19 protein-coding genes are annotated in these 24,643 nt (G+C 54.9%); 14 read left to right on the forward strand and 5 right to left on the reverse strand.

Translation table 11 applies throughout. From position 1 onward, the window contains the following. Nucleotides 1-68 precede the first annotated feature (68 nt). Together AC5DDB_RS06360 and AC5DDB_RS06365 are read left to right on the forward strand one after the other, a co-directional pair. Nucleotides 69-2,570: a PQQ-binding-like beta-propeller repeat protein gene (locus AC5DDB_RS06360; RefSeq protein ID WP_491738854.1), complete on the forward strand. Its 2,502-nt coding sequence runs from the start codon at nt 69-71 to the stop codon at nt 2,568-2,570. A gap of 92 nt (nt 2,571-2,662) precedes the next feature. Beyond that, on the forward strand, nt 2,663-4,369 hold the full coding sequence (locus AC5DDB_RS06365) for a PQQ-binding-like beta-propeller repeat protein (RefSeq protein WP_491738855.1): 1,707 nt from the start codon (nt 2,663-2,665) through the stop codon (nt 4,367-4,369). A 250-nt stretch (nt 4,370-4,619) separates the two neighbouring features. Here the strand turns inward: AC5DDB_RS06365 and AC5DDB_RS06370 are convergent, their stop codons facing one another. The 5 genes from AC5DDB_RS06370 to AC5DDB_RS06390 form a co-directional block, all read right to left on the reverse strand. Then, nucleotides 4,620-6,050, reverse strand: a complete 1,431-nt coding sequence (locus tag AC5DDB_RS06370; RefSeq protein WP_491738856.1) for an oxidoreductase — start codon at nt 6,048-6,050, stop codon at nt 4,620-4,622. Between the two features lie 172 nt (nt 6,051-6,222). Then, nucleotides 6,223-6,696 carry a CBS domain-containing protein gene (locus tag AC5DDB_RS06375; RefSeq protein ID WP_491738857.1) on the reverse strand — a complete coding sequence of 158 codons (474 nt, stop codon included), beginning with the start codon at nt 6,694-6,696 and terminating at the stop codon, nt 6,223-6,225. A gap of 129 nt (nt 6,697-6,825) precedes the next feature. Then, nucleotides 6,826-8,004 (reverse strand): MBL fold metallo-hydrolase, encoded by a 1,179-nt coding sequence (locus AC5DDB_RS06380; protein ID WP_491738858.1) that lies wholly within the window; start codon nt 8,002-8,004, stop codon nt 6,826-6,828. 337 nt (nt 8,005-8,341) lie between these two features. Further along, on the reverse strand, nt 8,342-9,367 hold the full coding sequence (locus AC5DDB_RS06385) for a DUF1207 domain-containing protein (protein WP_491738859.1): 1,026 nt from the start codon (nt 9,365-9,367) through the stop codon (nt 8,342-8,344). A gap of 60 nt (nt 9,368-9,427) precedes the next feature. Next, on the reverse strand, nt 9,428-10,021 hold the full coding sequence (locus AC5DDB_RS06390) for a MarR family winged helix-turn-helix transcriptional regulator (RefSeq protein ID WP_491738860.1): 594 nt from the start codon (nt 10,019-10,021) through the stop codon (nt 9,428-9,430). 300 nt (nt 10,022-10,321) lie between these two features. Between AC5DDB_RS06390 and AC5DDB_RS06395 the strand changes: the two genes are divergently transcribed. The 12 genes from AC5DDB_RS06395 to AC5DDB_RS06450 all read left to right on the forward strand — a co-directional run bounded on the left by AC5DDB_RS06395 (nt 10,322) and on the right by AC5DDB_RS06450 (nt 24,638). After that, on the forward strand, nt 10,322-11,113 hold the full coding sequence (locus tag AC5DDB_RS06395) for an SDR family NAD(P)-dependent oxidoreductase (RefSeq protein WP_491738861.1): 792 nt from the start codon (nt 10,322-10,324) through the stop codon (nt 11,111-11,113). Continuing rightward, the gene (locus tag AC5DDB_RS06400; protein ID WP_491738862.1) at nt 11,113-12,534 is read left to right on the forward strand and encodes a DUF6513 domain-containing protein; all 1,422 of its coding nucleotides are present in this window, start codon (nt 11,113-11,115) and stop codon (nt 12,532-12,534) included. Before AC5DDB_RS06395 ends, AC5DDB_RS06400 begins: the two co-directional genes overlap by 1 nt. Before the next feature lie 213 nt (nt 12,535-12,747). Further along, nucleotides 12,748-13,728, forward strand: coding sequence for a phosphoglycerate dehydrogenase (locus tag AC5DDB_RS06405; RefSeq protein ID WP_491738863.1), 981 nt, complete (start codon nt 12,748-12,750; stop codon nt 13,726-13,728). Nucleotides 13,729-13,859: 131 nt separating this feature from the next. Beyond that, nucleotides 13,860-15,599: an ABC transporter permease gene (locus tag AC5DDB_RS06410; protein WP_491738864.1), complete on the forward strand. Its 1,740-nt coding sequence runs from the start codon at nt 13,860-13,862 to the stop codon at nt 15,597-15,599. A gap of 56 nt (nt 15,600-15,655) precedes the next feature. Beyond that, nucleotides 15,656-16,927, forward strand: coding sequence for a CNNM domain-containing protein (locus tag AC5DDB_RS06415; protein WP_491738865.1), 1,272 nt, complete (start codon nt 15,656-15,658; stop codon nt 16,925-16,927). A 38-nt stretch (nt 16,928-16,965) separates the two neighbouring features. Further along, entirely contained in the window at nt 16,966-17,985 is a 1,020-nt protein-coding gene (locus tag AC5DDB_RS06420) for a CNNM domain-containing protein (protein ID WP_491738866.1), read from the forward strand. A 301-nt stretch (nt 17,986-18,286) separates the two neighbouring features. After that, complete coding sequence (locus AC5DDB_RS06425) at nt 18,287-18,955, forward strand: vWA domain-containing protein (RefSeq protein ID WP_491738867.1); 669 nt, start codon at nt 18,287-18,289, stop codon at nt 18,953-18,955. 200 nt (nt 18,956-19,155) lie between these two features. After that, nucleotides 19,156-20,826, forward strand: coding sequence for a hypothetical protein (locus tag AC5DDB_RS06430; protein WP_491738868.1), 1,671 nt, complete (start codon nt 19,156-19,158; stop codon nt 20,824-20,826). A 63-nt stretch (nt 20,827-20,889) separates the two neighbouring features. Next, nucleotides 20,890-22,140, forward strand: coding sequence for a hypothetical protein (locus AC5DDB_RS06435; RefSeq protein WP_491738869.1), 1,251 nt, complete (start codon nt 20,890-20,892; stop codon nt 22,138-22,140). Between the two features lie 188 nt (nt 22,141-22,328). Continuing rightward, nucleotides 22,329-22,865, forward strand: a complete 537-nt coding sequence (locus AC5DDB_RS06440) for an RNA polymerase sigma factor (RefSeq protein ID WP_491738870.1) — start codon at nt 22,329-22,331, stop codon at nt 22,863-22,865. 92 nt (nt 22,866-22,957) lie between these two features. After that, nucleotides 22,958-23,758 carry a hypothetical protein gene (locus tag AC5DDB_RS06445; protein WP_491738871.1) on the forward strand — a complete coding sequence of 267 codons (801 nt, stop codon included), beginning with the start codon at nt 22,958-22,960 and terminating at the stop codon, nt 23,756-23,758. 277 nt (nt 23,759-24,035) lie between these two features. Beyond that, on the forward strand, nt 24,036-24,638 hold the full coding sequence (locus AC5DDB_RS06450; protein WP_491738872.1) for a hypothetical protein: 603 nt from the start codon (nt 24,036-24,038) through the stop codon (nt 24,636-24,638). Nucleotides 24,639-24,643 lie beyond the last annotated feature (5 nt).

The following is a 24,643-nucleotide window of genomic DNA, read 5'->3' on the forward strand; positions in this document are numbered from 1 at the left end:
CAAGATGCCTTGACCGACTTCGATTCACCTGGCTAGCGGTTGTTGCCGTTGGCGTGTCGTCAGTCACCATGCCATCACTCTGGGCGGGCGAACCGTGGGATGCCGCCGAAATGGATTGGCCGCACTGGCGTGGTCCTGAGATGAACGGAATCTCTCGCGAGAAAAACCTGCCAACCACTTGGGAACCGGGTGGTGAGAACATTGTTTGGGAACGCGAAGACCTGGCAGGCCGGTCGACTCCGGTCGTCATGGACGGACTGCTCTACACGATCGTCCGCCACAAGCCGGGCACGAAACTTGAAGGCGAGAAGGTCGTCTGTGTCGACGCAGCCACGGGTAAGACGAAGTGGGAAAGCATCTTCAATGTCTTCCTTTCTGACGTGCCTGATACCCGCGTCGGTTGGTCGAGCGTCATCGCCGACCCGGAAACAAACAAAGTGTTTGCCCTCGGCGTATGCGGATACTTCCTCTGTCTCGATGCCAAGACCGGTGAAACCCTGTGGTCCCATTCGCTGAGCGAAGAATACGGGTTGCTCTCCACCTATGGCGGCCGCACCAATTTCCCGATGACTTACAAGAACCTCGTCATCATCAGTGCGGTTGTCATCGGTTACGGTGACATGGCGAAACCGGCTCACCGGTTCGTCGCTTTCGATCAACGCAATGGCCAACCCGTCTGGTTCGAAGGAACCGCCTTGCTGCCGGAAGACACGACTTACAGCTCCCCCGTGCTCACCGCATTTGATGGCGAAGCCGCGATGGTCTTCGCTTCGGGAGACGGTGGCGTTCACGCGTTCCAACCCGAGACCGGCAAGAACATCTGGACCTACAACGTTTCCGCACGCGGGATCAACACCACACCCGTGATCGCTGGTAATACCGTGATCTGTGGGCATAGTGAAGAAAACCTCGATACCACGAAAATGGGCGCGTTGTTCGCCATTGACGGTACGAAAAAAGGCAACATCACGAAGACCGGCGAAATCTGGCGACAAGCCGAATGGTTCGTTGGCAAGAGCTCTCCGATTGTGGTTGACGGTCGCGTCTACGGATGTGAAGACACCGGGACGATGATCATCGCCGACCTCGAAACCGGTAAGAAAATCGACGAAGTCCGGCTCGGCGGGCCGATGCGGTCCAGCCCGATCTATGCTGACGGGAAAATCTACATCCTCACCGAAAACGGTCGCTGGTGGGTCTTCAAACCTACGGAAGACGGCGTTGAAACTGTCGAACGTGCTCGGCTGCGAATTGGGGAATCGTACGGTTCCTTGATCGTCTCTCATGGGCGGATCTATATCCCAACGACCTACGGTCTCTACTGCATCGCTTCTCCAGACAGCGAACCCGAAGCCGACCCGCGTCCAGAGCCACCAACCATCACCCCAATCAGTGATGACGACCAACCGGCGATTGCCGCGGTGGTTCCAGTCGAGTCCGTGTTACGCCCCGGTCAGAAGCAAGAGTTCCAAATCCGCTTGTACAACGAACGCGGACAGTACCTCGGCTTGGCTGATGAAAACCATCCTGCAAAACTGACCCTGACAGGTGCCGGAAAAATCGGTGACGACGGGCAAACTTACTTGGCTCCAGCCGGCAACGATGTTGTGGCTGCAACCGTTATTGCAAAAATCGGCGATGTCGAAGCTGACGCCCGCGTCCGAACTTTCCCGAAATTCCCTTGGAAGTTCACTTTTGATAACGGTGTCATTCCTGAACCGTGGGTTGGGGTGCGATATCGTCACATTGTGATCGACTACAATCTCTTCCGAGAACTCAACCAAGCCGATTCGCAGACCGCCCAATTGTACTTAGCCGTGATGACCAGTTTCACCAACGGCAACCCGAAACAAGCCGTTTACGACGACAGCACGCCGCGAAAAACCTGGAGCGACTTTGTCGCATTCTTGGGAATTGGGGAAAGTGCCGGTAACGTCGAAGCAGCGACCAAAGCCCTGGGACCAGCATTGCAAACCCTCAAGGACAAAGGTGTCATCTCGTCTTCGAAATTCGAACGATGGGAGAAAGAGATCGGCGCATCGAAACTTGCTGGTGTGCGTCTGACGGTGGATCGCGGTCCTCGCAAGATCGAAGGCAACGGCGTGATGGTGAAGATCAGCACGATTCCCAAAGGTCAACGCAGCCAGGGTTGGATCGGACCGATTGAACACGCCAACTACACCATCGAAGCTGACGTCATGGGGCACGCTAAAGACGACAAGCTTCCAGACATCGGCATCATCGCCCAACGTTACACGATGGATATGATGGGCGCGAGTCAGCAACTCCAAATTCGCACATGGCCTCCGCAATTGCGAATGGCGAAAACCATTAACTTCGCATGGAAGCCCAAAACGTGGTACACCATGAAGCTTCAGGCCTCTGTCGAAGGCGAAAAAGCCGTTCTGCGTGGCAAGGTCTGGGAACGCGATCAGGAAGAACCCAAAGAATGGTTGCTGGAAGCTATCGACGAAAGCCCGAACGTAATCGGTAGCCCTGGCGTCTTCGGAAACGCTAAGGATTCTGAAGTGTTCTACGATCGGATTGAGGTCTACCCGAACGAAGGGTAGTCTCGGCCACCGCGGTCTGGTTCACGTATTTCACCGATATCATTTTAAGAACTCGCAAACAAATTGAGCGAGAATCATTTAGGAGCATAACAATGCAGCGATTGTTCTCTGTGGGACTGGGCGGAGTCGCCCTCTTGATTACGGGTCTGGTGCTGCAAGCCGCCGACCCATTCGCGCAAGAAGGAAAAGGCAAAGACCCGACTCAAGAAGCGTTGGATCAAATCGCCACTCTGAAAGTTGGCAAACTCGATTGGCCCATGTGGGGCGGAACAACCTTCCGTAACAACACTCCCAAGGGAGAGAACATCCCAACCGAATGGGACGTCGAAGACGGCACCAACATCAAATGGCAAGCCGAACTCGGTTCGCAAACCTATGGCAATGCCGTGGTGGCCAATGGCAAAGTCTACATCGGCACCAACAACGCAGCCGGCTACGTGTCTCGGTACCCGTGGAACGATCAAATTCAAACCGACTTAGGTGTCTTGCTGTGTTTCAGCGAAGAGGACGGCAAGTTTCTTTGGCAACACTCCAGTCCCAAATTGGCATCGGGTCGTGTTCACGACTGGCCATTGCAAGGCATTTGCTGTGCACCGTTCGTCGATGGCGAACGACTTTGGTTTGTGTCCAGTCGTGGTGAAGTCGTCTGCTGTGATACCGAAGGTTTCCACGACGGCGAAAACGACGGTCCTTACAAAAGCGAAGACAACGAAAACAAAGACGAAGCCGACGTCATTTGGAAGTTCGACATGATGGGCCAACTTGGCTCCAGTCAACACAACATGTGTTCTTGCTCGGTGATCGGCGTTGGTGATGTCTTGTTCGTCAACACGTCAAACGGTGTGGACGAATCGCATATCAACATCCCGGCTCCGAATGCCCCAAGTTTCTTTGCCATGAATCGTGACACCGGCAAAGTTCTGTGGACAGACAAAAGCCCCGGCATTCGGATTCTCCACGGACAATGGTCCTCACCGACGTATGCCGTTCTCGGCGGTCGCGCACAGGTCCTCTTCGCTGGTGGCGACGGTTACCTTTACAGCTTCGATCCGAAAGGTGACGGCAAAGGCAACTCGAAATTACTGTGGAAATTCGACACCAACCCGAAAGAGTCCAAATGGATTCTCGGTAGCCGTGGCCGACGAAACAACATTATCGCGACCCCGGTTGTGTACGATGGACTCGTTTACGTTGCCACCGGTCAAGACCCCGAACACGGTGAAGGCGACGGCGATTTGTGGTGTATCGATCCGACCGGCGAAGGCGACGTCAGCCCGACATTGGGTGTCGATGCTGATGGCAAACCGCTCGAAGACGTTCCGCGATTGCAGGCCGTCAACACCGAAGCCGGTGAAAAAGTCATTCCGAACCCCAATAGCAAAGTGGTTTGGCACTACGACTGGTTCGATGCTGACGACAACGATCGGAAAGATTTCGAAGAACTCATTCACCGCTCCTGCGGTACGGTCGCGATCAAGAACGACTTGCTCTACATCGCCGACTTCAGCGGTTTGTTCCACTGTCTCGATGCGAAAAAGCATAACGATGGCAAAGCGACCGTTTACTGGACCTACGACATGTTCGCCGCCGCTTGGGGTAGCCCGCTGATCGTGGAAGACAAAGTCTACATCGGTGACGAAGACGGGGACGTGGCGATCTTCGAACTGTCGAAAGAACAGAAGATGATCGAAGAAATCAACATGAGCAACGCGGTTTACTCCACACCGGTCGTGGCCAACAACACGTTGTTCATCAGCAACAAAAACACGCTCTACGCAATTAGTGCCGACGGAAAATAGTTGAGAATCCGTCAGGAACAGCCATCAAGCCAAACGGCCCACCAAATCAATTGGTGGGCCGTTTTCTGTAGGGTGCGTCGCGACGCACCGCATGTTGCGTCAAAACGTGATGCGTTACCTGCCATTTCGCACTTGCAAAATGGATCGAGACTCCCTGGCCCATGCCCACCCCAAGCTGTGGGCATGCCACCCAACTTTCTCTCACATCGAATGTTTCGCGCGATTGTCGGCCCCATTTCAGAGCGTGCAATCATTCGCTCTTTGCCCGCACCGCTTGGGCTTCTTTCCATAGCGGGCCGTAGATCTCTTTGTCGAACGGCGGGCAACCGGTGGCGTATTGACCGAGCGGATGATCTTTGGTCCGCATGAGGTTCGTGCAGTAGGAAAACGTCCGGCAGATCTTTTTGCGATTCATCTCGCCGGTTTCACGAAGCGTGTTCACAAAGTCGGGATGCGAAAGTGTCGCCCGCCCCATACCGACCAATTGGATTTTCCCAGTCGCTACGTTCCCAGCCGCGGCATGCATGGCAAAGTCTTGCAGCCAACTGTAACCGCTCCCCATGACGGGAATCTCGGGAACCGCCTGTTGAATCGCTGCTGCGAGGCGGAAGTGTCGTTGCACACCAATCAAGGGATGTTCAGGGGCATGATAACCATCAACCGGCGGGAACTCGGCTGGCCGCACAAGATGCGGGTTTGCATACGGGTTGCCCATTGAGACGTTAATGAGATGCACGCCCCAGTCTCGTAGCCATTTCGCCACTTGAATCGGTTCGGCCAGATTTTCTTTTTCGAAGTCGTTTGGGTCTGTGCCGAATGCGACCTGCAATGGGTAGGCGTGTCGCACCGGTTGGCCGATGAAGTCATCACCTTGGCCACGGAACGGGATGCCATCGTAGACGTTCATCCGCGTGGCGATGATCAGGTCTGGGAACTCGTCCCGAATGCGTTCGATGACATTGCGGATCAGTCGCGTGCGATTTTCAAGACTCCCGCCATATGCACCTGGCCGATTTTTCGCGCCGAGCAACTCCGAGAGCAAATAACGGTGACATTGCTTGAGATCGACAAAGTCGGCCCCCGCCTGCTTTGCGAGTCTCGCGGCGACAAGGTACTCATCTTCAATCCGCTTCAGATCATCGTCGCTCAAGACAGGATAATCGCGATCAATCGGTTCGCCGGTCTTCTTGTTAATGGTCAGCGGATCGAGCAGGGGGTCCCGGACCGCAATCTGCGGAAATCGGCAACTGAACCGGCCGGAATGCGTGAGTTGCAAGCCGACCAGGAAATCGTCCGGCGATTCGTTCGCCTGCTGATGGGCAGTCCGACATTCTGCGAGCATCCGCGTGATATCGGAGACCGTATCTTCATGAATCCAAAGTTGTCTGGGATTCATCCGGCCGGCATCGGAAATCGCGGTCGCTTCGCCCCAAATCAGTTTCGCACCGCCGGCACCAAAACGCTGATAGCGGCGAAACGTCAATTCGTCAGGGCGACCGTCCGGTGTGCCATCGCAACCTTCCATGGGTTGAATCGCCAGTCGATTTCCGACTGTACGATTACCGATTTGGAGCGGTTGAAACAGAACGGAAAAATCGTCTGAGAGATCCAGCGATTGGCCGAGTTCTGTGGCTTCCTGGGCCAGATCGCCGAGCGATTTGTATTTGAAATAGCGGGCCATTGTGTTCGATCGGGTTCGACGGTGAGCGCGTATTCCAGCGACTCACCAGTGGCGGTGATTAATGTCCATCCGGGTCCGAAGTATGGACAAGATCCCCGATCAGAACAAGCATCCGCAGTGTCGAAAACCGGATCGCGGGCATCCGTGTCCGCGACTAGACGGTGGACACGAATCAGGCGATGGGATGTTCGTGTCGTTCCATGAGTGAACTGAGATAAAGCAAACCGGAGTCGCGACTGGTCGCCTGGGCAAACGTCCGATGAACAGCTTGTAGCAAATCGCGGCGGCTAAGCTGACCAACAAGCTCTCCGTCTCGCAAGACAGGCAACCGGCGGTAGGTGGTTTCCTGAAAAATCTGAGCGATGGAAAGCAGGTCCATGTCTTCGTCGATGGTGAGCGGCGAAGTATCCATGAAAGCGGCTACATCGTTTGTAGGGAGCTGTTGATAGGCCCCTTCGAGCACGACCGACATCGAACAACGCTCGGAAAAGACACCAATCAAGCGTCGCGATGCATCAATAACCGGGGCACCGGAGATTTTGTGCTTGAGCAACAATTCGATGGCGTCGAAAGCATCCATATCCGGGCGAAGTGTAATGAGTTTCTTCACCATGATATCGCGGGCAAGAATGGGCTTAGCCAGCATGACGAGTCCTCCGATGTGTGGTGAGATCGCCTGAGAAGTTGGCAATCCAGAGTGGTGGAACTGGTTCACGCTACCACACGAGATGGGGGAAAATCAAATGTTTTCCACGCCGAAGACCACATCCGCACTCTACAAGTCAATAACTTGACGATCTTTCGCCAATTCCACATGACGTCCAAGACGACTGGATTCCTCACGACACCACTCGTCGAGTTTCATACGGTCGAGCCATTCGCGATCAGGGTCATGATGCCCGATGAAAGTCCGGCCGATCTCACAGACTCGCGCGCGTTCGACGACATCCTCGATGGCACTGTGTCCCCAATCGATGCGGGGCACTCCTTGGGAATTACCAGTGCCGACTTTGCCGAGATACTCATCCAGAAGATATTGCCCGTCGAAGTATGCGACATCGACGTTCTTGCAATACGAGCGAACAGATTCCTCGGTTTTCTCGCTGCGAATCTGGTTCGGATGATCGGGGACACTGCCATGACGAAGTTCGTGATCCGTGCAGAACACGAACGACTTCCCTTTGTGCTCGAACTTGTACGCCAGACAGGGCGTCGATCCGTGATAGGTCGGGAAAGGCGTGATGACGGTTTCCCCGATCACGATGGGGTCTGCGGTGTCGTGCGTGGCACAGTTGGGCACACGCTGGTCGGTTTCCAGCGGACACTTCGAACAAAGAATCTGGGTCCCGGTAAATTCGGCACTCATCATCCGGTAATCGAGTGGATCATCCCGATGCGTCGCTTCGGTGACTTCTTTCGAGAAGACCGCGAAGCGATCATCCAAGGCAGCGAGGAACCGATAGTTTCCATAAACTTGCAAGCGAAACGCCGGCTTGGCGAAGCACATACTTGAAAACGGCAGACCGATGCGGTGATCAAGATGGTCGTGTGTTCCGAAAATGGTGATTTCGCGGTCCTCGCGGTCTTTCCAATCCTGCACCCGCTTCTTGGCGAAGTGACGAATTCCGCTGCCGCCGTCGATGACGAACACGTATCCATCGGAAGTTTCAATTTCGGCACAGGTCGTTTCACCGCCATAAACGGCAGGTTCTGCACGGCCGATGGACTGGTACAGTTGGGCCAGCGTGTTTTCGTCGAGTGCTCCACCCAATAATTCTTGAGTGGTGAAAGGTCGGTCGCCGAACCGTTCCTCGGCCAAGGCAAAGACCCGCCTGAGGCAATCTCTGGCGATAAGGTCGGCATATTCGCCAACTTGGGCCGGGTCGGGGAAATATTGCAGACTTCCTTGCGTACCCCAGAACGTGACTCGCAAGGACTCGACGCTCCGGCTCATACCCAAGACTCCCCCAGTCAATCAACTCTCGAACGTTGTTCTAACTCGTACGGAGAGGCCGATTGACACCTCACTGCCACGAGCAATCACGTTCAGATGTCGACCCCTCCCAGAGAATAGACCAAACCCATTGGGGCATCGATGCCAGACTGAACTCCGCGATCACACGCAGAGTCAACGAAACGAGGACTCAATCCCTCACTTCTCAAGAATGACGCGAACAAGCGTGGAGTTCAACCTCGAAACCGACGGATTCTGTGTGCTGGCAATGAATTCCGTTTGCCCTGCGAATTCTAACAACGATGCGGAATGGAGTAGCTGGGCAAGTCGAAGGGCGTTAAAAGTCGTACCAAATGCCGACCCCGTAGGATTCCTCGTGCTCTTCGATGAAGGAATATTGCAGCGAATTTCCGTTGTAATATTGCAGCCCGAGTCGGAAAAGTCTGCCGGGACCGTCCGAACGCCATTGCACACCGGTCACGACATTCACGCCGCCGGAGAAATCGACTTCCTCCATGAGAGTGCCATTGATAGCGAAAAACGGATCGGGCCAAAAACCGATGCTCGGCCGGATGGGGGAATAATCATAACCGAACTGGAAATGCCAGGGTTCGGAACCGCCCATATGATGGTATCCGTACTCGACTTCGCCATACACGCGGGAATCCGGATCTGGAAAGAATCCCACCCCGAGCACCGCTGCATCGCGGAAGTACTCGCGAAAGTAGTAATCCGGGTTGCGAAACAGGAACTCCTCACCGACATGGGCACTCAAGTGATACCACCCGAGCTTGACTTGCCAAGGGCCTTCACGCCATGTGAGCGGAATACCGACTCGGTAGTCAGTTGCATCGAGATCTTGTTCGAACTCGGAGTTCAGTCGAGGATAGATCGCAGCTTCGATATCAAGTTGAAAGCCTTCCGGGTTCTCGTTTCCCGGCCGACCGTACCGCAAGATTCCGACACGGGCACCGGCGGTCATTTCGAGAACGGAGTCGTAACCCGAATGTTGCAACGCTCGCACGGCTAGCCGTGGTGCTCGCGGATTGCCGAGGTACGAACGGTACAGCAGCGAATCCGGCAGCAACTCCCACTGGCTCGGTTGGTCCAGCGAGAGGTGATAATCCGCAGAAACCACGCGAAGCGGTTCGGACTCTTCGTCAAACACATCCGCATTCGTCACGGCGGTCGCGGAATCGATGATGTCTTCGGCCAGCGTATCACTCGACCGGACGGCCAAGCCAAGTCCGATCAGTATCGTCACGATGTGGAAGACGTGTTGTCCTCGCCACCCCAGAGTAAACCGGCAACTCATGATGTCGTCTCGCTTCAAGCCGGTCTCGATAATGGAAGACGGTTTCATGCCGCATTTCCAGTTCTCACCGGGTACGGATGCGAATCACATACGTCCGAGAAACGCGGTCTAAGCTGCGTTGGTGCCAGGGGTCTCGGCGGGAGACGTCCAGACTGGTTTCTTCGAAAATTCCGTGAACGATTCCGCCATCCGCGTGAGCACAGACTCAAAATCCAGGCGGTCACTGCTGGCGAGATTTCCCAGCAATTGCTGCATTCTCGGTTCGTGACAGGCTTCCACTCGATCGAGCAACTCGCGGCCGCGTTCCGATAGAATCAACGATTTCCGCCGACGATCTCTCGGAGCCGTCAGCCGGTAAATCAAACCGTCGCGTCGCATGCGTTCGATGAGGGTACTAATGCTGGATTCCGATTGCAGTAGTTCATCCGCGACTTGTTTCTGCGAACATCCGCCCTCACCGGCATTGCGAATCATCTGCAATACACTGTAGCGGACATCCGTCAAATCAAATTCCGCGAAATGCGATGCCAAAATCCCGCGAAGTTGGTGCGAGACTCGGAGCAGCAAGTCGACGGCTCTCGCAGAGTTGGTCACCGGCGGATTCGGAGTCGGTTCCGGCTCGGGTTCGGTGTCGGAATCATGCACTCCCACAAGTTGCAGAGAGTGCGGGCGATCCGAATGTGGTGGGCGATAATCAGACATGGCGGTATCCCACTGACCGAACTCGTTGAGTGTAAACTCAGTGAACAAATGCAACGAATCAACTACAAGCATTGGTCGTCCTTCTTTGTTTCGGCATTCGGAAGTAGGTGGCTGTAATAAAATATGGAAGATTTAACGATTTTCCCGACATTGACGATTTGGCGGATCAAAGTTGGAAGTAGGAACTTGAAGTCAGATGAGAAATGCCGGGGACTTGGATTTCTCCCGCAACTTGGAGTCATGAGTCGGCATTGATATCCTGTTAGCTGACAGTCCACCGCTTCAGCCGTTTCATCAGCCATGTCCACACCATCCGAAACCAAAAGTTCCGAAGTCTTCGCCGATTTGCGTGGCCGCTGTGCGGTGGTGACGGGTTCGTCCACCGGCATCGGACGGGCGATCGCATTGGAACTGGCACGGGGCGGAGCAAGTGTGTTGGTTCATGGGGCCAAGAACACGGAAGCCGCCCGTGCAACCGCCGAAGAGATCCGAGCCCTCGGCGTCTGGTCGGAAGCCGTGATGGCCGACTTGGCAAGTGCCTCCGCCCGTCGACGCTTTGTCGAGAAAGCATGGAAGTGCTGGGACGGGGTCGACATTTGGATCAACAATGCCGGGGCGGACTTGCTGACCACTCCGGAAGCCCAGGCTGACTACGCTCAGAAACTGCGAATTCTGTTTGAAGTCGACGTCTCCGCCAGCGTCTTGCTCTCGAAAGCCGTCGGCGAACGAATGCGTGAGAATGGCGGCGGGGTCATTATCAATATCGGTTGGGATCAGGCGGACCGTGGCATGGAAGGCGACAGCGGCGAATTGTTTGCCACTAGCAAGAATGCCGTCATGGGCTTCACGCGATCGCTTGCGGTGAGTTTGGCCCCGGAAGTCCGGGTCAATTGCGTTTCGCCGGGTTGGATCCGTACCAAATGGGGCGAAAACGCTAGTGAGGATTGGCAAAACCGTGTGCTACGCGAGACGCCGCTCAATCGCTGGGGCACGCCGGAAGACATCGCCAAGACGACGCGATTCCTCGTCAGTGACGAAGCCAGTTTTCTGACCGGTCAAGTCATCAACGTCAACGGCGGAGCCGTTCGCTGATGAGTGGCGAACCGCCGAAATCAGAACACGGAACACCGGAACGCATCTTGTTTGTCACCGGTCGTCTCGCGGAATCTGCGTTGCGGAGTGTCACCGACGAAATTGCTGACTCGGTGAAGATTGAAGCTGAAGTGACGGTGCTTGGAATCAGCGTGGCAGCACTCATGCACACGGACTGGGTGTCGCGGAAGCTCGAACTGGCCGAGCGATTCGACCGCATTATTCTGCCGGGATGGTGTCAGGGTGACCTCAAACCGTTGTCTGCACAATTCGGCTGCCCAGTCGAACGCGGCCCCAAAGACCTGTACGACTTGCCACAGTTCTTCGGTCGAGGTGCTAGACAACCGGTGGATCTGACGAAGTACGACATCGAAATCCTCGCGGAAATCAATCATGCACCGCGACTCACTGAAACCGAAACTATGCGAATCGCCAATGGGTTTCGTGAAAGCGGGGCGGATGTGATCGACATCGGCTGTATTCCCAGCGAAAGTTGGACCGGCGTTGGCGAGGTTGTGCGACAATTGCGAGCAGAAGGTCATCGGGTTTCGATCGACAGTTTCGATCGACGGGAAGTTGAAACGGCTGTCGATGCGGGCGCAGAGTGCGTGCTCAGTTGCAACGCAACGAACCGGGACTGGGCCGCGGGATTGCCGGCGGAACTCGTCGTCATTCCCGACGATCCTCGCCACCCTGAAACAATGCAGGACACGATTGATTGTCTCACAGCGGCCGGGGCGAGGTTCCGGCTTGATCCGATTTTGGAACCCATCGGATTCGGGTTCGCCGCGTCATTGGGACGATACATCGAATGCCGCAAACGTTGGCCAGATACGCCCATGATGATGGGCATTGGCAACCTTACCGAACTCACGGAAGTCGACTCAGCGGGCGTCAACATGTTGCTCGCGGGGGTCTGCCAGGAGTTAGAAATTCGCAGCGTGCTAACCACCGAAGTTATTCCCTGGTGTCAGTCGGCCGTCCGCGAGTTTGATTTAGCACGCCGACAGACCTATCACAGCGTAAAGAACAAATCGCTGCCGAAGCACATCAGTTCGGACTTGGTCATGCTGCGTGACCCGCGAACGCCGGTTCGTGGGGAAGAAACACTGACCGCGATCGCGTCACAATTGACCGACCCCAACTTTCGCATTTTCGCCGAACGTGGCGAAATTCACATCATGAACCGCGACGGTTACTGGCGGGGCAGCGATCCATACGCGGTATTCGACCAACTGGCCGCCGATGTGGGACTGACCGACTCCACACACGCGTTCTACCTCGGTTACGAATTTGCCAAGGCCGTCACTGCATTGACACTTGGCAAACAGTACACCCAAGACGAACCTCTCCGCTGGGGATTCCTGACCGTTCCCGAAATCTCCGCTGTCCAACGACGCAAACACGACCGCGATTCGTAGGTCAGTTTGTGCACAGCAATCATTTCGTGGGTCGGTCATTCTTGTCTGTCGGAATTCTTATCTGGTTCAGTCAACGGCTGATGGAAACGTTCCCCCCGGTGTGGTCTCGCAGGAAAAATCCATTCTCGGGCAAAAGCAATTGCGGCCGGCTTGGCGTTTTTCGGGTGGCTCCGCTACGCTGTGGAAACGCGTTTCAATTGGGAGAAGCCAACGATGCCAAGCGTTTTGTGTTGTTCGTTGAATGCCGAGGAAGGTCCGCACTTCGAGATCCTCCGTAAAGCCGGGTTTGAGGTCGAAGTTGTCGACCGCAGTCTCGACCTGAACGATCCGGATGTGTTCGCCGATCAGTTGCAAAACGTGGATGCGACCATTGCCGGTTCCGAGCCGTACACGCCCGCCGTTTTGGAACGGTGTCCTCAGTTGCGAGTCATCGCCCGGACGGGTGTGGGGTTCGATGCGGTCGATTTGGAATCGTGTGACGCCCGAAAGATCGTCGTGAGTACAACCCCGGGTGTGAATCATCACGCGGTCGCGGAACATACAATTGCAATGCTGATGGCTGTCGCCCGTGGTTGGCCGGACAACGATATGCGAGTTCGCGATGGTCGCTGGAAACGGATCGCCCGCCCACGTGTGATGGGTCGCACGATCGGCATCGTCGGTTTGGGTCGCATCGGCAAAGCGGTCGCTTGGCGAGCGGCAGGGTTGGGATTGAACGTGCTGACGTACGAGCCATATCCCGATATGGAATTCCTTAAGCAGCATCGCATCGAATCGGTTGGGTTCGACGAATTGCTGGCTCGGTCTGATTTCGTCTCGTTGCATCTGCCCGCAACGGCGGAAAATCATCATCTGATGAGCACCGAAAACTTGGCGAAGATGAAGAAGGGCAGTGTGCTACTCAACACGGCACGCGGTCGTTTGGTGGACGAAGCCGCTTTGTGTGAATCGCTCAAGAGTGGTCACTTGGCCGGAGCAGGTTTGGACGTGTTCGAAACCGAACCGTTGCCGACCGATCACCCGCTGTTGAAATTCGACAACGTCTTGCTTGCCGGTCACTTAGCCGGTCTCGACGAAGAATCCCACGAAGACACTTTTTCGATGGCGGCGGAAACAATCATCGCACTCCATCGCGGCGAATGGCCGGCATTTTGTATTCAAAATCTGAAGAACGTCAAAGACTGGGTGTGGTAGATCCAGGCGTCTAGGAACAAGGGACAGGAGACAACTACCTGTTCCCGAACTTCTGCCACCCATCGACATTGCCTGCTGAAACGTAACCGAAAACCTCAACGACAACTGCCCACTGATTCGGGAGATATCGCGTGCTTGCTGGTCCGATATTTGCGAGAGAAGCCCTGACCACACCGCGTCAGTTTCGACACTTTCTGGTGCGGGCCGGGTACATCGCGGCCTTGTTTCTGCTGATGTTCACGGCAGGGCAGGTCACATTCGGCTGGAAGCAAACACGAACCGTCGGTGATCTCGCCCGCTTCGGAGCGCTTGTCTTTCAAGTGTTCTCGTTAGTGCAGCTTTCGCTGGTGTTGTTCTTTGCGCTGCTGTTCGTGGCGAATAACGTCAGTCAGGAAAAAGACCGCCGCACGATGATTCTGCTCCTGATGACCGACATGCGTGATCACGAACTCGTGCTCGGCAAACTCAGCGCGAGCCTGTTGAATGTGATCATCATGCTGGGCATCTCTATCCCCGCGTTTGCGTTGCTGCACATATTAGGTGGAGTGATGCTGGGCCAAATATTCTGGTCCATCGGCATTTGTACCGCAGCCGCGATTGCAGCCGGGAGTTGGGGCGCGTTGGTGGCGTTCTGGCGGGAAAAAACCTTTCAAACCCTTGCGATCAGTATGCTCGGTTTGGTGCTGTTCATCGGAACCGTGGAAGGCATTGTGTTTCTCGTCGGTGCGAGTTCGACGGTCGGCCAATGGGTTGCCGAGTTGAACCCGTATCGGTCGTTGTTCGCGGTTTTAAGCCCGTTGCAAAGTCATTTGAGTTTGTCGCCGCCGAGTGTCTCCGGGCTAAAGTCCGTCTTGGCGTTGCTGCTACTGTCGGTTGGATTGAATGCAATCACGATTTGGCGATTACGGATTTGGAACCCGTCACGGTTCATCTTCTTCCAAGCCAACTCTGATGCCGACGACGCCGAAAAGCAACGTAGCAAGACCCGCGAAGTCCGTGGCAATCCGGTCTATTGGCGAGAAGTCGGCACGCGGGCGTACGGACGGAAAGTGTTCGTGATCAAGCTGGCGTATCTGGTTTTAGCCGGCTTCGTGTGTTACGCGATCTCCGGTTTCGTCACACAAATGGTTGACGACGGTCCGCAGTTCCTCGGAATGTTATCAACACCTGGTTTTGCCTTCCTCGCGTTGACGATTCTTGGGCTGATCTTGATCAATGCCCAAACCGTGACTTCGATGACCAGCGAACGCGACATGAAAACGCTGGAATTGTTGCTTGTCACCGACATCACTGCCAAGGAGTTTATTTTCGGCAAACTGCTGGGATCGTTGTGGAACACGAAGGAACTGATCGTGGTTCCCGCTGCGATGGTGCTATGGTTTGCAGTGGCAGGGTTGGTGAGTTGGGAGAACTTTCTGTATCTCGAAGTCAGTTTGTTCACACTGATTCTATTCGCCGCGGCGTTGGGACTGCACGCAGGGCTCAGTTTCGAACGTTCGCGTTCGGCGGTCGCTAACAGTTTGGGAACGATTTTCTTCCTCTTCATCGGCATCTTTGTCTTCATGATTTTGCTGGTCGAGGCGAGCAGTTCGTTCTTCCTCCAATTCCAAAGTTTCGTGGTGTTCATCGGGGTCGGGAGTATCGCCTTGTATGCTTCGTTGCGACACAAGATTCCGTCCGGTGCGTTGACGCTGTCTGCTGGAATGTTGCCATTCTTCACGTTCTATGCGATCACCTCGTATCTGCTGGGCGGCTCGTTGGGGGTTTGCCTGACGATTCTCGCCGCTTACGGATTTCCGACGATTGCGATGCTCGTGCCCGCCGTCAGTGAATTCGACATGGCCTTGGGCCGGACCACACACGACCGCTAGACCGACCGAACATTCCATAGAATCAGACCGCAGGACGCACTCGGATTTCGCCAATCATGCTTCACGAATTTCTCGAATCCATGCAACTTTGGTCGCATTGGTTGATCGTGATGGGCGGACTGGTGATCGGCTCAGGTTTTTTTTCCTCCAGCGAGACGGCGTTGTTTTTTCTCTCGCAGGATGAATTACGACGGTTCCGCGTGGGAAAAGCCCGAGAGCGAGTTGCAGCCGGTCTGATGCGGGACCCCGATCGCTTGTTGACCGCGGTGCTGTTCTGGAACCTCGTCATCAATCTGCTGTATTTCGCGGTGACGGTGATCGTCTCTCACAAGCTTGCCGATGCCGGGCAGAGTGCGGCCGCCGGTGCGTTTGGATTGTTCAGCCTGTTTTTCATCATTCTTTTCGGCGAGGTTCTGCCGAAGAGTTTCGCGGTCGTGTTTCGTATGTTTCTGGCTCGCACGGTCAGTTTGCCTTTGAGTGTCGCGGTGCGAATTCTCGACCCGATTATTCCGCACTTGGCCCGGCTTACCCGTGTTGCCCGTCGTACATTTTGGCCAGACTTGGTTCGCGAACCGCATCTGGCGGCGGAAGACTTGGAACGTCTGATCGAAGTTGCTCAGCAAAGTGCGGAAGTTGTCGAACACGAACGTCACGTGCTGCAGAACATTTTGGACCTTTCCGTGATCTCGGTCGAAGAAGCCATGCGACCTCGGGGCACCTATGTGACGATGTCGCCACCGGTGAATCTCGCGAATTTGGGGGGAGAGGTGCCGCCGGGGGAAATCATTGCGTTGGTTCCCGAAGGCAGCGACGAGATCTACGCGGCCGTTTCTATGAATCAGGTTCCGTCGGCACAAAAGACGAACCTCGAACGCATTGCGGACGTCGTGCAGCCGGTGCCTTGGTGTTCCACGTTGACCTACGCACTGACAGAAATGAAAGCCAATTGGACGAACGTGTTATCTGTCGTCAACGAGTATGGAGAGACCATCGGGATTGTGCTGAAGGACGACATTCTCGACAACATGCTCGCTGCTCAGCCGAGTCGGGCGCGGCGGTTGCTGCAACGGGAACCGGTCGTGGAAGTTAAGCCGGGAGAGTTCCAAGTCGACGGCGTGACCACGCTACGATACCTCTGCTTGCGACTTGGTTTGGAATACGAACCCACACCCGATGGACTCATCACACTAGCCGGTCTGATGTATGAATTGCTCGAACACATACCGGTCGTCGGTGACCAATGTGAGTGGCGTGGTTATCGGTTGGAAGTGACCGACGTCCCGCAGCACGGTTGGATTCGCGTGCAGATTACGCGGATCGAGGAATAAGTATTCAGGATTTAACTACCATTCCCATGTTCGCATTGATGTCACTCCCGAACGGCCTGGAACTGATGATCGCCCTGGTGATCTTCGGGCTGGGCTTACGTATGTCGGCGTTCTTCAGCGGATCGGAAACCGGATTTTACCGCCTGAGTTACTTGCGGATCAGTCTCGATGCGCGAGCAGGGGAACTCGCTTCTCGGCGATTGATGAAGTTCATGCAGGCTCCGAGCACATTTGTGTCGACTGCACTCGTCGGGAACAATGTCGCGAATTATGTGACGACATTGGCGGTCGGCATGATCTCACTGACTCTTTTCCCCGGACAAGCTGGTTCGATGGAGTTGGTGTTCACGCTGTTGGTAACGCCCATCGTGTTCATCTTTGGGGAATTGTTGCCGAAGAATTTGTACTTCCGTGCCCCGATGCACTTCCTCAAACGCGACTCGCTGAAGTTACAAATTTGCTACTACGCACTTTTGCCGGTCAGTCTGCCGTTGATGATGACGGCTCGATTGTTCGAACGGTTCGGGAAATCCGACGATCTTCGAACCGGGCGTGTTCTCAGTCGCAGTCGTCTGACGCAAGCAGTTACTGAAGGGCACCGCCAAGGTTTGCTCACGGACCTTCAGAACAAACTCGTCCACGGACTTCTGACGATTGCCGACGAGTCAGTTCGACATGTCGCCACGAATCCGTCCATGATTCTCGGCTGCTCGGAAGACACGTCCCGCTCAGAGATGTTGAAGACAGCCAAACAGTTTGCCCTCCACGCGTTGCCAATTCATCGTCAGGGTGATCCGCACGCTTGGTATGCGTATGTTCGCACGGTTGATCTCATGGTCACGCAACGCCCGGTGAAGAATCTCATTCGCGAAATGCCCCGTCTGCCAGCGAATCAGAAAAAGCTGGAGGCGTTGTTGCAACTTCGTCGGTTGGGCGAAGACTTGGGAGTATTGGTCGATGAGAAAGACCAGGTCGTAGGACTGATCCGCGAGCGTGGACTCATGGAACAACTCCTCCGCGACCATCACCCCGCCACACGGAAGATCATTGACGACTAAAGACCGTTACTTTTGACCTTCGTGGCTTCTGTCTCGTAGGGTTGAAGAAAAGGCATTCCCGCTTCCCCCCACGGACTGAACTTTTCGTCTTTGGTGTCCGCTACGCCCGTGAAATTGCTATCTTTGACTGCTGGACTGCAATCCGCTTTTGCAACCAGTCACATGTCGTCAGCGAGGATTGTTCTCGACAGACTGCAATTTTTGGCGATATGATAGATGGTACGATCTCGATCATTGCATCATCGCTCAAGAAACCGATGAAACACCATCGCACGGCAGATACGTTAGGAGCAATCAATTTATGGCGTTGCGATACGAGACGGACATGACGATCGTTCTCGATCGATCGGGGTCGATGGGCAGCGTCATTTCCGAGACCATTGAGGGTTACAACCGTATGTTGCGTCGGCAACGCGAAGTGCCGGGACGCTGTCGGCTAACCCTGATTCAGTTCGACGACCAAACCGAATCGGTCTATGTCGGAAAAGACCTCGAAGAGGCGGACGAGTTGGATTTCCAAAATTACCAACCTCGTGGTGCGACGGCGTTGTTGGATGCAATCGGCTGTAGTATTCGGGTGGCTTCGACCCGGCTTTTGGCGATGCCCGCTGCAGAACGCCCTCGGCACGTGGTGATTGTCATCCTGACCGACGGATTGGAAAATGCGAGTTCGAAGTTCGATCGCAAACTGGTGTTCGACATGATCAGCCACCAGCGACGCCAAAACAACTGGCAGTTCGTGTTTTTGGGAGCCAATCAAGACGCGATCGCCGAAGCCCGAGGCATTGGCATTCCTGCCCACGCTGCTTACGGTTTCGAAAGCCAGAATGGTGGGTCGCTCGAGATTTGGGAGACGGTTTCCAAGGGTTTGCTCTCACTACGCACCAGTCAAACGCGGGAAGTCCCGTTCTTTTCGGCTCCAGACGGTTCACCCCGTCCTCAAAAAACGACCGATCCCGCGTCTCATTAGAATCGGTAGATTTGGCAAGATTGCCAACTTCCGACTGTATCACCAAAACCGCGTGGTCGAGATGCGAATTCGACCAACTCATTTCCCGTTCCCACGGGTCCGCGGTTTAGGCTATGAATGGGTTGTCTCGTGAATGGATTGACTCCATTCCGATTGATCCCGTCTTTTCGACTAGTCGTCTCCGCTGGCAAGAATCAATTATGTCTTACATCGACAAGGAAGACTTCGCGTCATCGAATCTCGCAGTCTCTGCCGCTGTGCCAGGGGCGAACCGGGAACAGAACGAAGCGTCGCCGATTGACGATGCGTTCGATAGCGATGATACCCCGATTCTGCAGGACAAAATGCCTGAATGGTTTCGTACGTCTTGGGTGTTTCCCGCTTCCGTCGCGTTGCTCGGGGTGTTTTTTCTTTACCTGAGTTACCAACCGCTTTGGCACACCGATCTCTGGGGACATTTGTCCTACGGACGAGTGCTCGCGGAAGACGGTCTCGATTCGCTGTACGGTGAAGAACCGCTGATGCCATTGGCGGTCGGGGTCGACTTCATCGATACCGCTTGGCTGTCCCAATATGTGACGTACATCGCCTACAAAAATCTGGGCATCTCGGTCTTGCAGTTTATTTACGCCCTGAGCATCACAAGTTGCTTGGCGATGTTGATGACGCGATTCTACCGACATTCGGGCAGTTTTCTGGTCAGTCTGTTAGGACTCGCAGCGTTCTTGTGGGTCGACTGGCAACAGTTACTTATCATCCGCCCCCAGTTGGCGGGGTTGGCCGGTTTTATCGCAACGTTTGGATTGCTCACGGCTCGGCGATGGAAACCCGTGTATTGGGTTCTCATGCCCGGATTGATCGCATTATGGGCGAATCTCCATGGGTCGTTCATCATGGGATTGGCCTTGATGGCATCGTTTGCCATCGGGCATGCGTTCGATGTTTTCCGACGGACCCGTAATTGGAAAGCCGTCGTATCCAGCCGACAGGTTCAACGTTTGATCCTGGTGACCCAACTCGCAGCAGTCGCGGCGTTGATCAATCCATACGGTTTGGCCCTCTATACGGAAGTGCTAACCTTCGGCAGCAATCCGAACTTGAACGACCTCATCGAGTGGGACGCGTTGAATCTTCGGATGTCACAGGGACAAGCGGCAGCAGCGATCGGGTTTGCTTTGATCGTGCTGTACCGACTTTCTCCGCGTCGCGTCCGTGCGATTGAAGTGATCCTACTCGCGGGGTTAGGAGCCGCCACGTTGTGGCACTCTCGTATGATTCTCTGGTGGGCACCGATTGCAGCTTATTATTTCGTCCGACACGGAGCAGCCGTGTGGCGTCGATTCCGCAACAAAGCCACTCACAAAGAACCCCGCTCAGTCGCCAGTTTGTGGACGGTGACCGGGCTCGCGATGATCTGGTTGTGTTTTGCGCCGACGAATTTTGCCCTCCGTGTGCTGCATGGCAAAGAACCGAGTCTGCAAAGCCAACGTCGAATGCTCTCGCCGAATACACCGATCGATGCCACCGCCCATCTGCATCAAATGGCCGCCGCTGATCGTCTCCCCAAGGGTGTGATTTTCAACCCATATTACTGGGGCGATTACCTGCTTTGGGCCGGTCCGCAACAGCTCGATGTGTTTGTCGCATCGCACGTTCAGTACATCCCGCGCACGGTTTGGGGACATTATCGCAGCGTTTCGTTGATGCGAGACAGCTTCGAACAAACACTTGATCGTTACGGCATCAACTTGATGGTTGTCGACAAGATGTACAGCGGACGTTTGATCGACCACATGAAACGCGATCCGAAATGGCTCGTCGAATTTGAATCGCCTTTGGCGGTGATCTTCACTCGAGCCGAACCCATTTAGATCGTTAAAACTCACGTTCCGATTCGACTCGGTCTGACTCTCAATTCACGTCCGGAAACTGTCATGCGACGTCATCAATTCTCTTGGAAGACAATCCTCGTCGTGCAAGCTCTTTTTCTGGGGGCATTTGCAGTCGGTTTTGCGGCGTTGAATGAGCAAAACACTCGCAAGCTCGAAAAGCTGGTCACACGAGTGAATGCTAATCCGCACATTCCACTCCCGCGTCGCGAACCGCTGACGATCACACCGCTTTACGATGATCCGTCGGTCGTCACCGACGACGAATTGGCCGCCGTGCTGATGAAAATCCGTCCAAAGTTTCCGGCTTCGCAGCGAAAGCCCAACTATGTCGAACATGCATTGCGTGCGTGGGGACAATCAGCCGAGTTCCGAGATCCGGCGGTGATGTCGGGAGTCGAACTTCGTGACTTCCTTGTCGATCATAGTCAGTACGCGGCTTCGTGGAGTCTTGCAGGAAACGGACACGATGTGGAACCGATTCTCATCGAAGAGTTGCACGGAATCGATGTGCGTTGGGGGAGCCGTTCGGAATTGTCGGTGCACCACGATCACATGTTGGCATGTCTGGCGGAAGCAGGTGTTACACTCGACGAACGTGTTTTCACGCCGTCAGGGAAACATCACGACGTGGCAGATGTGTTGCAGCAAGCCCTCCAAGATTTCCGTTTGGACGAACGCGAAACCGAATGGTCGACGCTTGCATTTGCCTTGTATCTGCCACCCACGCGGGAGTTTCGCACCGCGACCGATCGGCGAATCGATTTCGATATGTTGGCTCGTCGGTTGATCCGTGGACAACGACAACTCGGCGTCTGCAGCGGCACACATCGTGTGTATTCGCTGATGGTCCTCTGGCGATTGGACCAGGACTTCGACATTCTCTCCGATGCCGTCGAAACCGAAGTTTGGCAGCACTTGGAAGGCGTGCGAGACTCGATCATTGCATCGCAGTATCCTGACGGACGATGGCCGACGAACTGGCCCGACGGCGCGAAAGCATTGACCAATCCCGATCCCAATTCCGCAGAATACCGGGAAGTGATTGCCACCGGACACCATTTGGAATGGCTCGCAATTGCGCCGCTCGAACTTCATCCCCCCCGTGAACAAGTCCGCAAAGCCGCCCAATGGTTGATCGCCAATACGGCCGGCAAGACCGAAGTCGAAATCCGCCAGAAGTACACCTTCTATAGTCACGTGGGCAACGCCTTGGCACTTTGGCGTAACACGCACCCGGCCGTGTTCTGGAAATCCTGGCAAAGCCGTCCCGACACACCAGCGATCGCAGAGTAGGGTGCTCTGCCGAACATCGGCCGAAGCAAACCGTCGGTTAGCCGCTGCCATCGCGCGTTTTCAAGTTTGACGTGACGAATCCGCCGGAAAACCGTAATGTGTACGGATAACATCCACGTCGATTCTCGCTTTTCCTAAAGTTCCGGGAATAAAATTCGATTGGCGGGATCGTAATTGTAGGGAGATCCATGGACGACCAGACGATCGAGCCAATGAACTTGGCGACCTTGATCGACGATCACTACCAGGTCTTATATCGCTATGCGTACCGATTGTCCGGTTCACAAGCCGATGCCGAGGATCTCACCCAACAAACCTATCTACTGGCTCAGGAAAACTTGAATCAGTTACGTGATCCGTCCGCCGCCCGTGGCTGGCTGTTCACAATATTGCGAAATGCCTACCTCAAATCTCAACGGAGCCAACGTCACGCGAAGACAGTGTCACTCGAACGAGTCGGCGAACCCGAGCAAGAAGAAGCTCTTCCGAAATCCATTGATGAAAAGAGCTTACAGAAAGTTATCGACGAACTCCCCGACGAATTTCGAATACCACTCATCTTGTTCTACTTTGAAGAATTCAGCTACAAGGAAATTGCTAGCCAATTGGAGTTGCCGACGGGAACGGTCATGAGCCGGCTATCGCGGGGCAAAGAACATCTTCGCAAGAAACTCCAACCCGAGACCGTTGAAGTCGGTTCGTCGATAGACATCATTCAGAAGTGAATCGGAACTACAGCGAGAGCAAGGAGTTTTCGCAATTTTTTGTCCGACGGTGGAACCGTTGGATTGACCGTTGATTTTCAGGTTTTTATCCCATGCATCCTAAAACCGCACTTGAGCAGTTAGAGGCCGCCCGACCCGGGGACCTCGATTGGGAGGATCCCGATCTCGCTGCTGCCTTCGAGATTGTCGATAATGATTCCGCTGCTCGGGAACTGTTCGAGCAACGACAAGTGTCGGACCGCATGGTTGGAGAGGCTGTTCGGGCTGTCGCCATCCCCGAAGGTTTGAAAGACCGGCTCCATGCGGCTGTCGCCGCGAAGACTGAGATTGCGAGCGCTAAAAACGAGACTCCCCCGTCCCGAACCCGCCAAATCTTGCGAACGGTGGCGATCGCGGTATTAACGTGCTCATTCGTTCTGGGTTTCTGGTTCATTCAGTCGCGGACTCCGCAACTGGAATTGGCGGAAGTTCAATCTGAGATTCCATTTGAGTCTGATGAACTCGCCGGTTTACCGAGATTCGAGGGAAGTTTCGATCCGATTCTGCCCTCGGGTGGTTGGCTCGATGAGCGACGAATTTCCTTCGGGACTGTGATCAAAGGGTTTCCCACGAACGCAGCTCCGCACACGTTGGCCGTTCGTGAATTTCGTTTCCGAGACCCGCGGGATTCACGACGATCTGATCTTCGTGGCGTACTAGTCACGATTCCCTCAGAGCGGTTGAATTCCGTCCCGGAAGGTCGTTCTTTCATGGACGGCACATATCGCTCGATGGCAACCCGCCATGGGCTGGCGATTCGCAGTTGGCAAGAAGACGGTCTTGTATACGTCTGTCTTGTGCCAATCTCTCAGCAGGAAGCTTTGATTCGCGCACTCGAAGTTCGCCCAGTCTAATACTGTCTACCTATTTGCGCTTGGTGCGGAAATCTCGCAGGACACGAGATTTCATCGCTTGAGTCGAGAAGACCACCCCCCGTATGCATTCGGAAGGGGAACTTGCGTTAACCGGCAGACAGACGATTCGCTTCATTCAGTCGTAGCGGGCAGCCGATAAGATCAATAGGGACCCAAGCTGTTCGTGTGCAGCCCTAGCAGCTTTTGTCTCGTGGAAGTTGGAAAAGGAAGGCAATTTCGCATCCACTGCGGACACAGAAGACCCTAGAACGGTCGAATGCCAAATTGGTTCCGCTCCAACGCTGGCGGCGTGCTGATCCCGACGACCGCCAAATTGACTTGGACCGTTGGCAGTGTGACGTGCTGGAGTATCAGCCGAATGCGAAACTTTCCAATTGCATTGTTCGCCAGCCTTGCCCTCGTTTACGTCAGCGACAACGCCGGGGCACAATCCACGAGCGAGCCAGGTCAATGGCCACCGGCAGCGATTGCGGAATCGCCGAACCGAGCACTAGCGAAGCCAATTCACACGACGCTCACCTTCCCACAATACCCGAAGCGCCGATACGAGCGGTCCACGCCAGCGTCCCGACCACCACAAAGTTCTTCAATGGTCTACGAGACCACACCACCACCGCTTGTGAGCCCTGTCATTGAACTTCCGCCGCGTGTGAATCGAAGCGAAGAAGAATTGGCCAAGCAACGTGTGTGGGAGCAAATTCGTGAACGAGAACGCCGACGCGCCGAAGCTCGACGCGCGCGGATTGCTTACCGCAAGGCGATTGGATATTCCGTCAGCCGGCCAACAATTCGCGGCTCAATTATCCCACCGCGAATTGTCTACCCGCCTCAGATTCGTCACGGTGCCTATCGTCGTTAAGCCAA

The organism is Thalassoroseus sp., from assembly GCF_984380535.1.

Coding starts and splice junctions, on each gene's coding strand:
- AC5DDB_RS06360 (WP_491738854.1), top strand. CDS start 69: ATGCCATCACTCTGGGCGGGCGAACCGTGGGATGCCGCCGAAATGGAT.
- AC5DDB_RS06365 (WP_491738855.1), top strand. CDS start 2,663: ATGCAGCGATTGTTCTCTGTGGGACTGGGCGGAGTCGCCCTCTTGATT.
- AC5DDB_RS06370 (WP_491738856.1), bottom strand. CDS start 6,050: ATGGCCCGCTATTTCAAATACAAATCGCTCGGCGATCTGGCCCAGGAA.
- AC5DDB_RS06375 (WP_491738857.1), bottom strand. CDS start 6,696: ATGCTGGCTAAGCCCATTCTTGCCCGCGATATCATGGTGAAGAAACTC.
- AC5DDB_RS06380 (WP_491738858.1), bottom strand. CDS start 8,004: ATGAGCCGGAGCGTCGAGTCCTTGCGAGTCACGTTCTGGGGTACGCAA.
- AC5DDB_RS06385 (WP_491738859.1), bottom strand. CDS start 9,367: ATGAAACCGTCTTCCATTATCGAGACCGGCTTGAAGCGAGACGACATC.
- AC5DDB_RS06390 (WP_491738860.1), bottom strand. CDS start 10,021: ATGTCTGATTATCGCCCACCACATTCGGATCGCCCGCACTCTCTGCAA.
- AC5DDB_RS06395 (WP_491738861.1), top strand. CDS start 10,322: ATGTCCACACCATCCGAAACCAAAAGTTCCGAAGTCTTCGCCGATTTG.
- AC5DDB_RS06400 (WP_491738862.1), top strand. CDS start 11,113: ATGAGTGGCGAACCGCCGAAATCAGAACACGGAACACCGGAACGCATC.
- AC5DDB_RS06405 (WP_491738863.1), top strand. CDS start 12,748: ATGCCAAGCGTTTTGTGTTGTTCGTTGAATGCCGAGGAAGGTCCGCAC.
- AC5DDB_RS06415 (WP_491738865.1), top strand. CDS start 15,656: ATGCTTCACGAATTTCTCGAATCCATGCAACTTTGGTCGCATTGGTTG.
- AC5DDB_RS06420 (WP_491738866.1), top strand. CDS start 16,966: ATGTCACTCCCGAACGGCCTGGAACTGATGATCGCCCTGGTGATCTTC.
- AC5DDB_RS06425 (WP_491738867.1), top strand. CDS start 18,287: ATGGCGTTGCGATACGAGACGGACATGACGATCGTTCTCGATCGATCG.
- AC5DDB_RS06430 (WP_491738868.1), top strand. CDS start 19,156: ATGTCTTACATCGACAAGGAAGACTTCGCGTCATCGAATCTCGCAGTC.
- AC5DDB_RS06435 (WP_491738869.1), top strand. CDS start 20,890: ATGCGACGTCATCAATTCTCTTGGAAGACAATCCTCGTCGTGCAAGCT.
- AC5DDB_RS06440 (WP_491738870.1), top strand. CDS start 22,329: ATGGACGACCAGACGATCGAGCCAATGAACTTGGCGACCTTGATCGAC.
- AC5DDB_RS06445 (WP_491738871.1), top strand. CDS start 22,958: ATGCATCCTAAAACCGCACTTGAGCAGTTAGAGGCCGCCCGACCCGGG.
- AC5DDB_RS06450 (WP_491738872.1), top strand. CDS start 24,036: ATGCCAAATTGGTTCCGCTCCAACGCTGGCGGCGTGCTGATCCCGACG.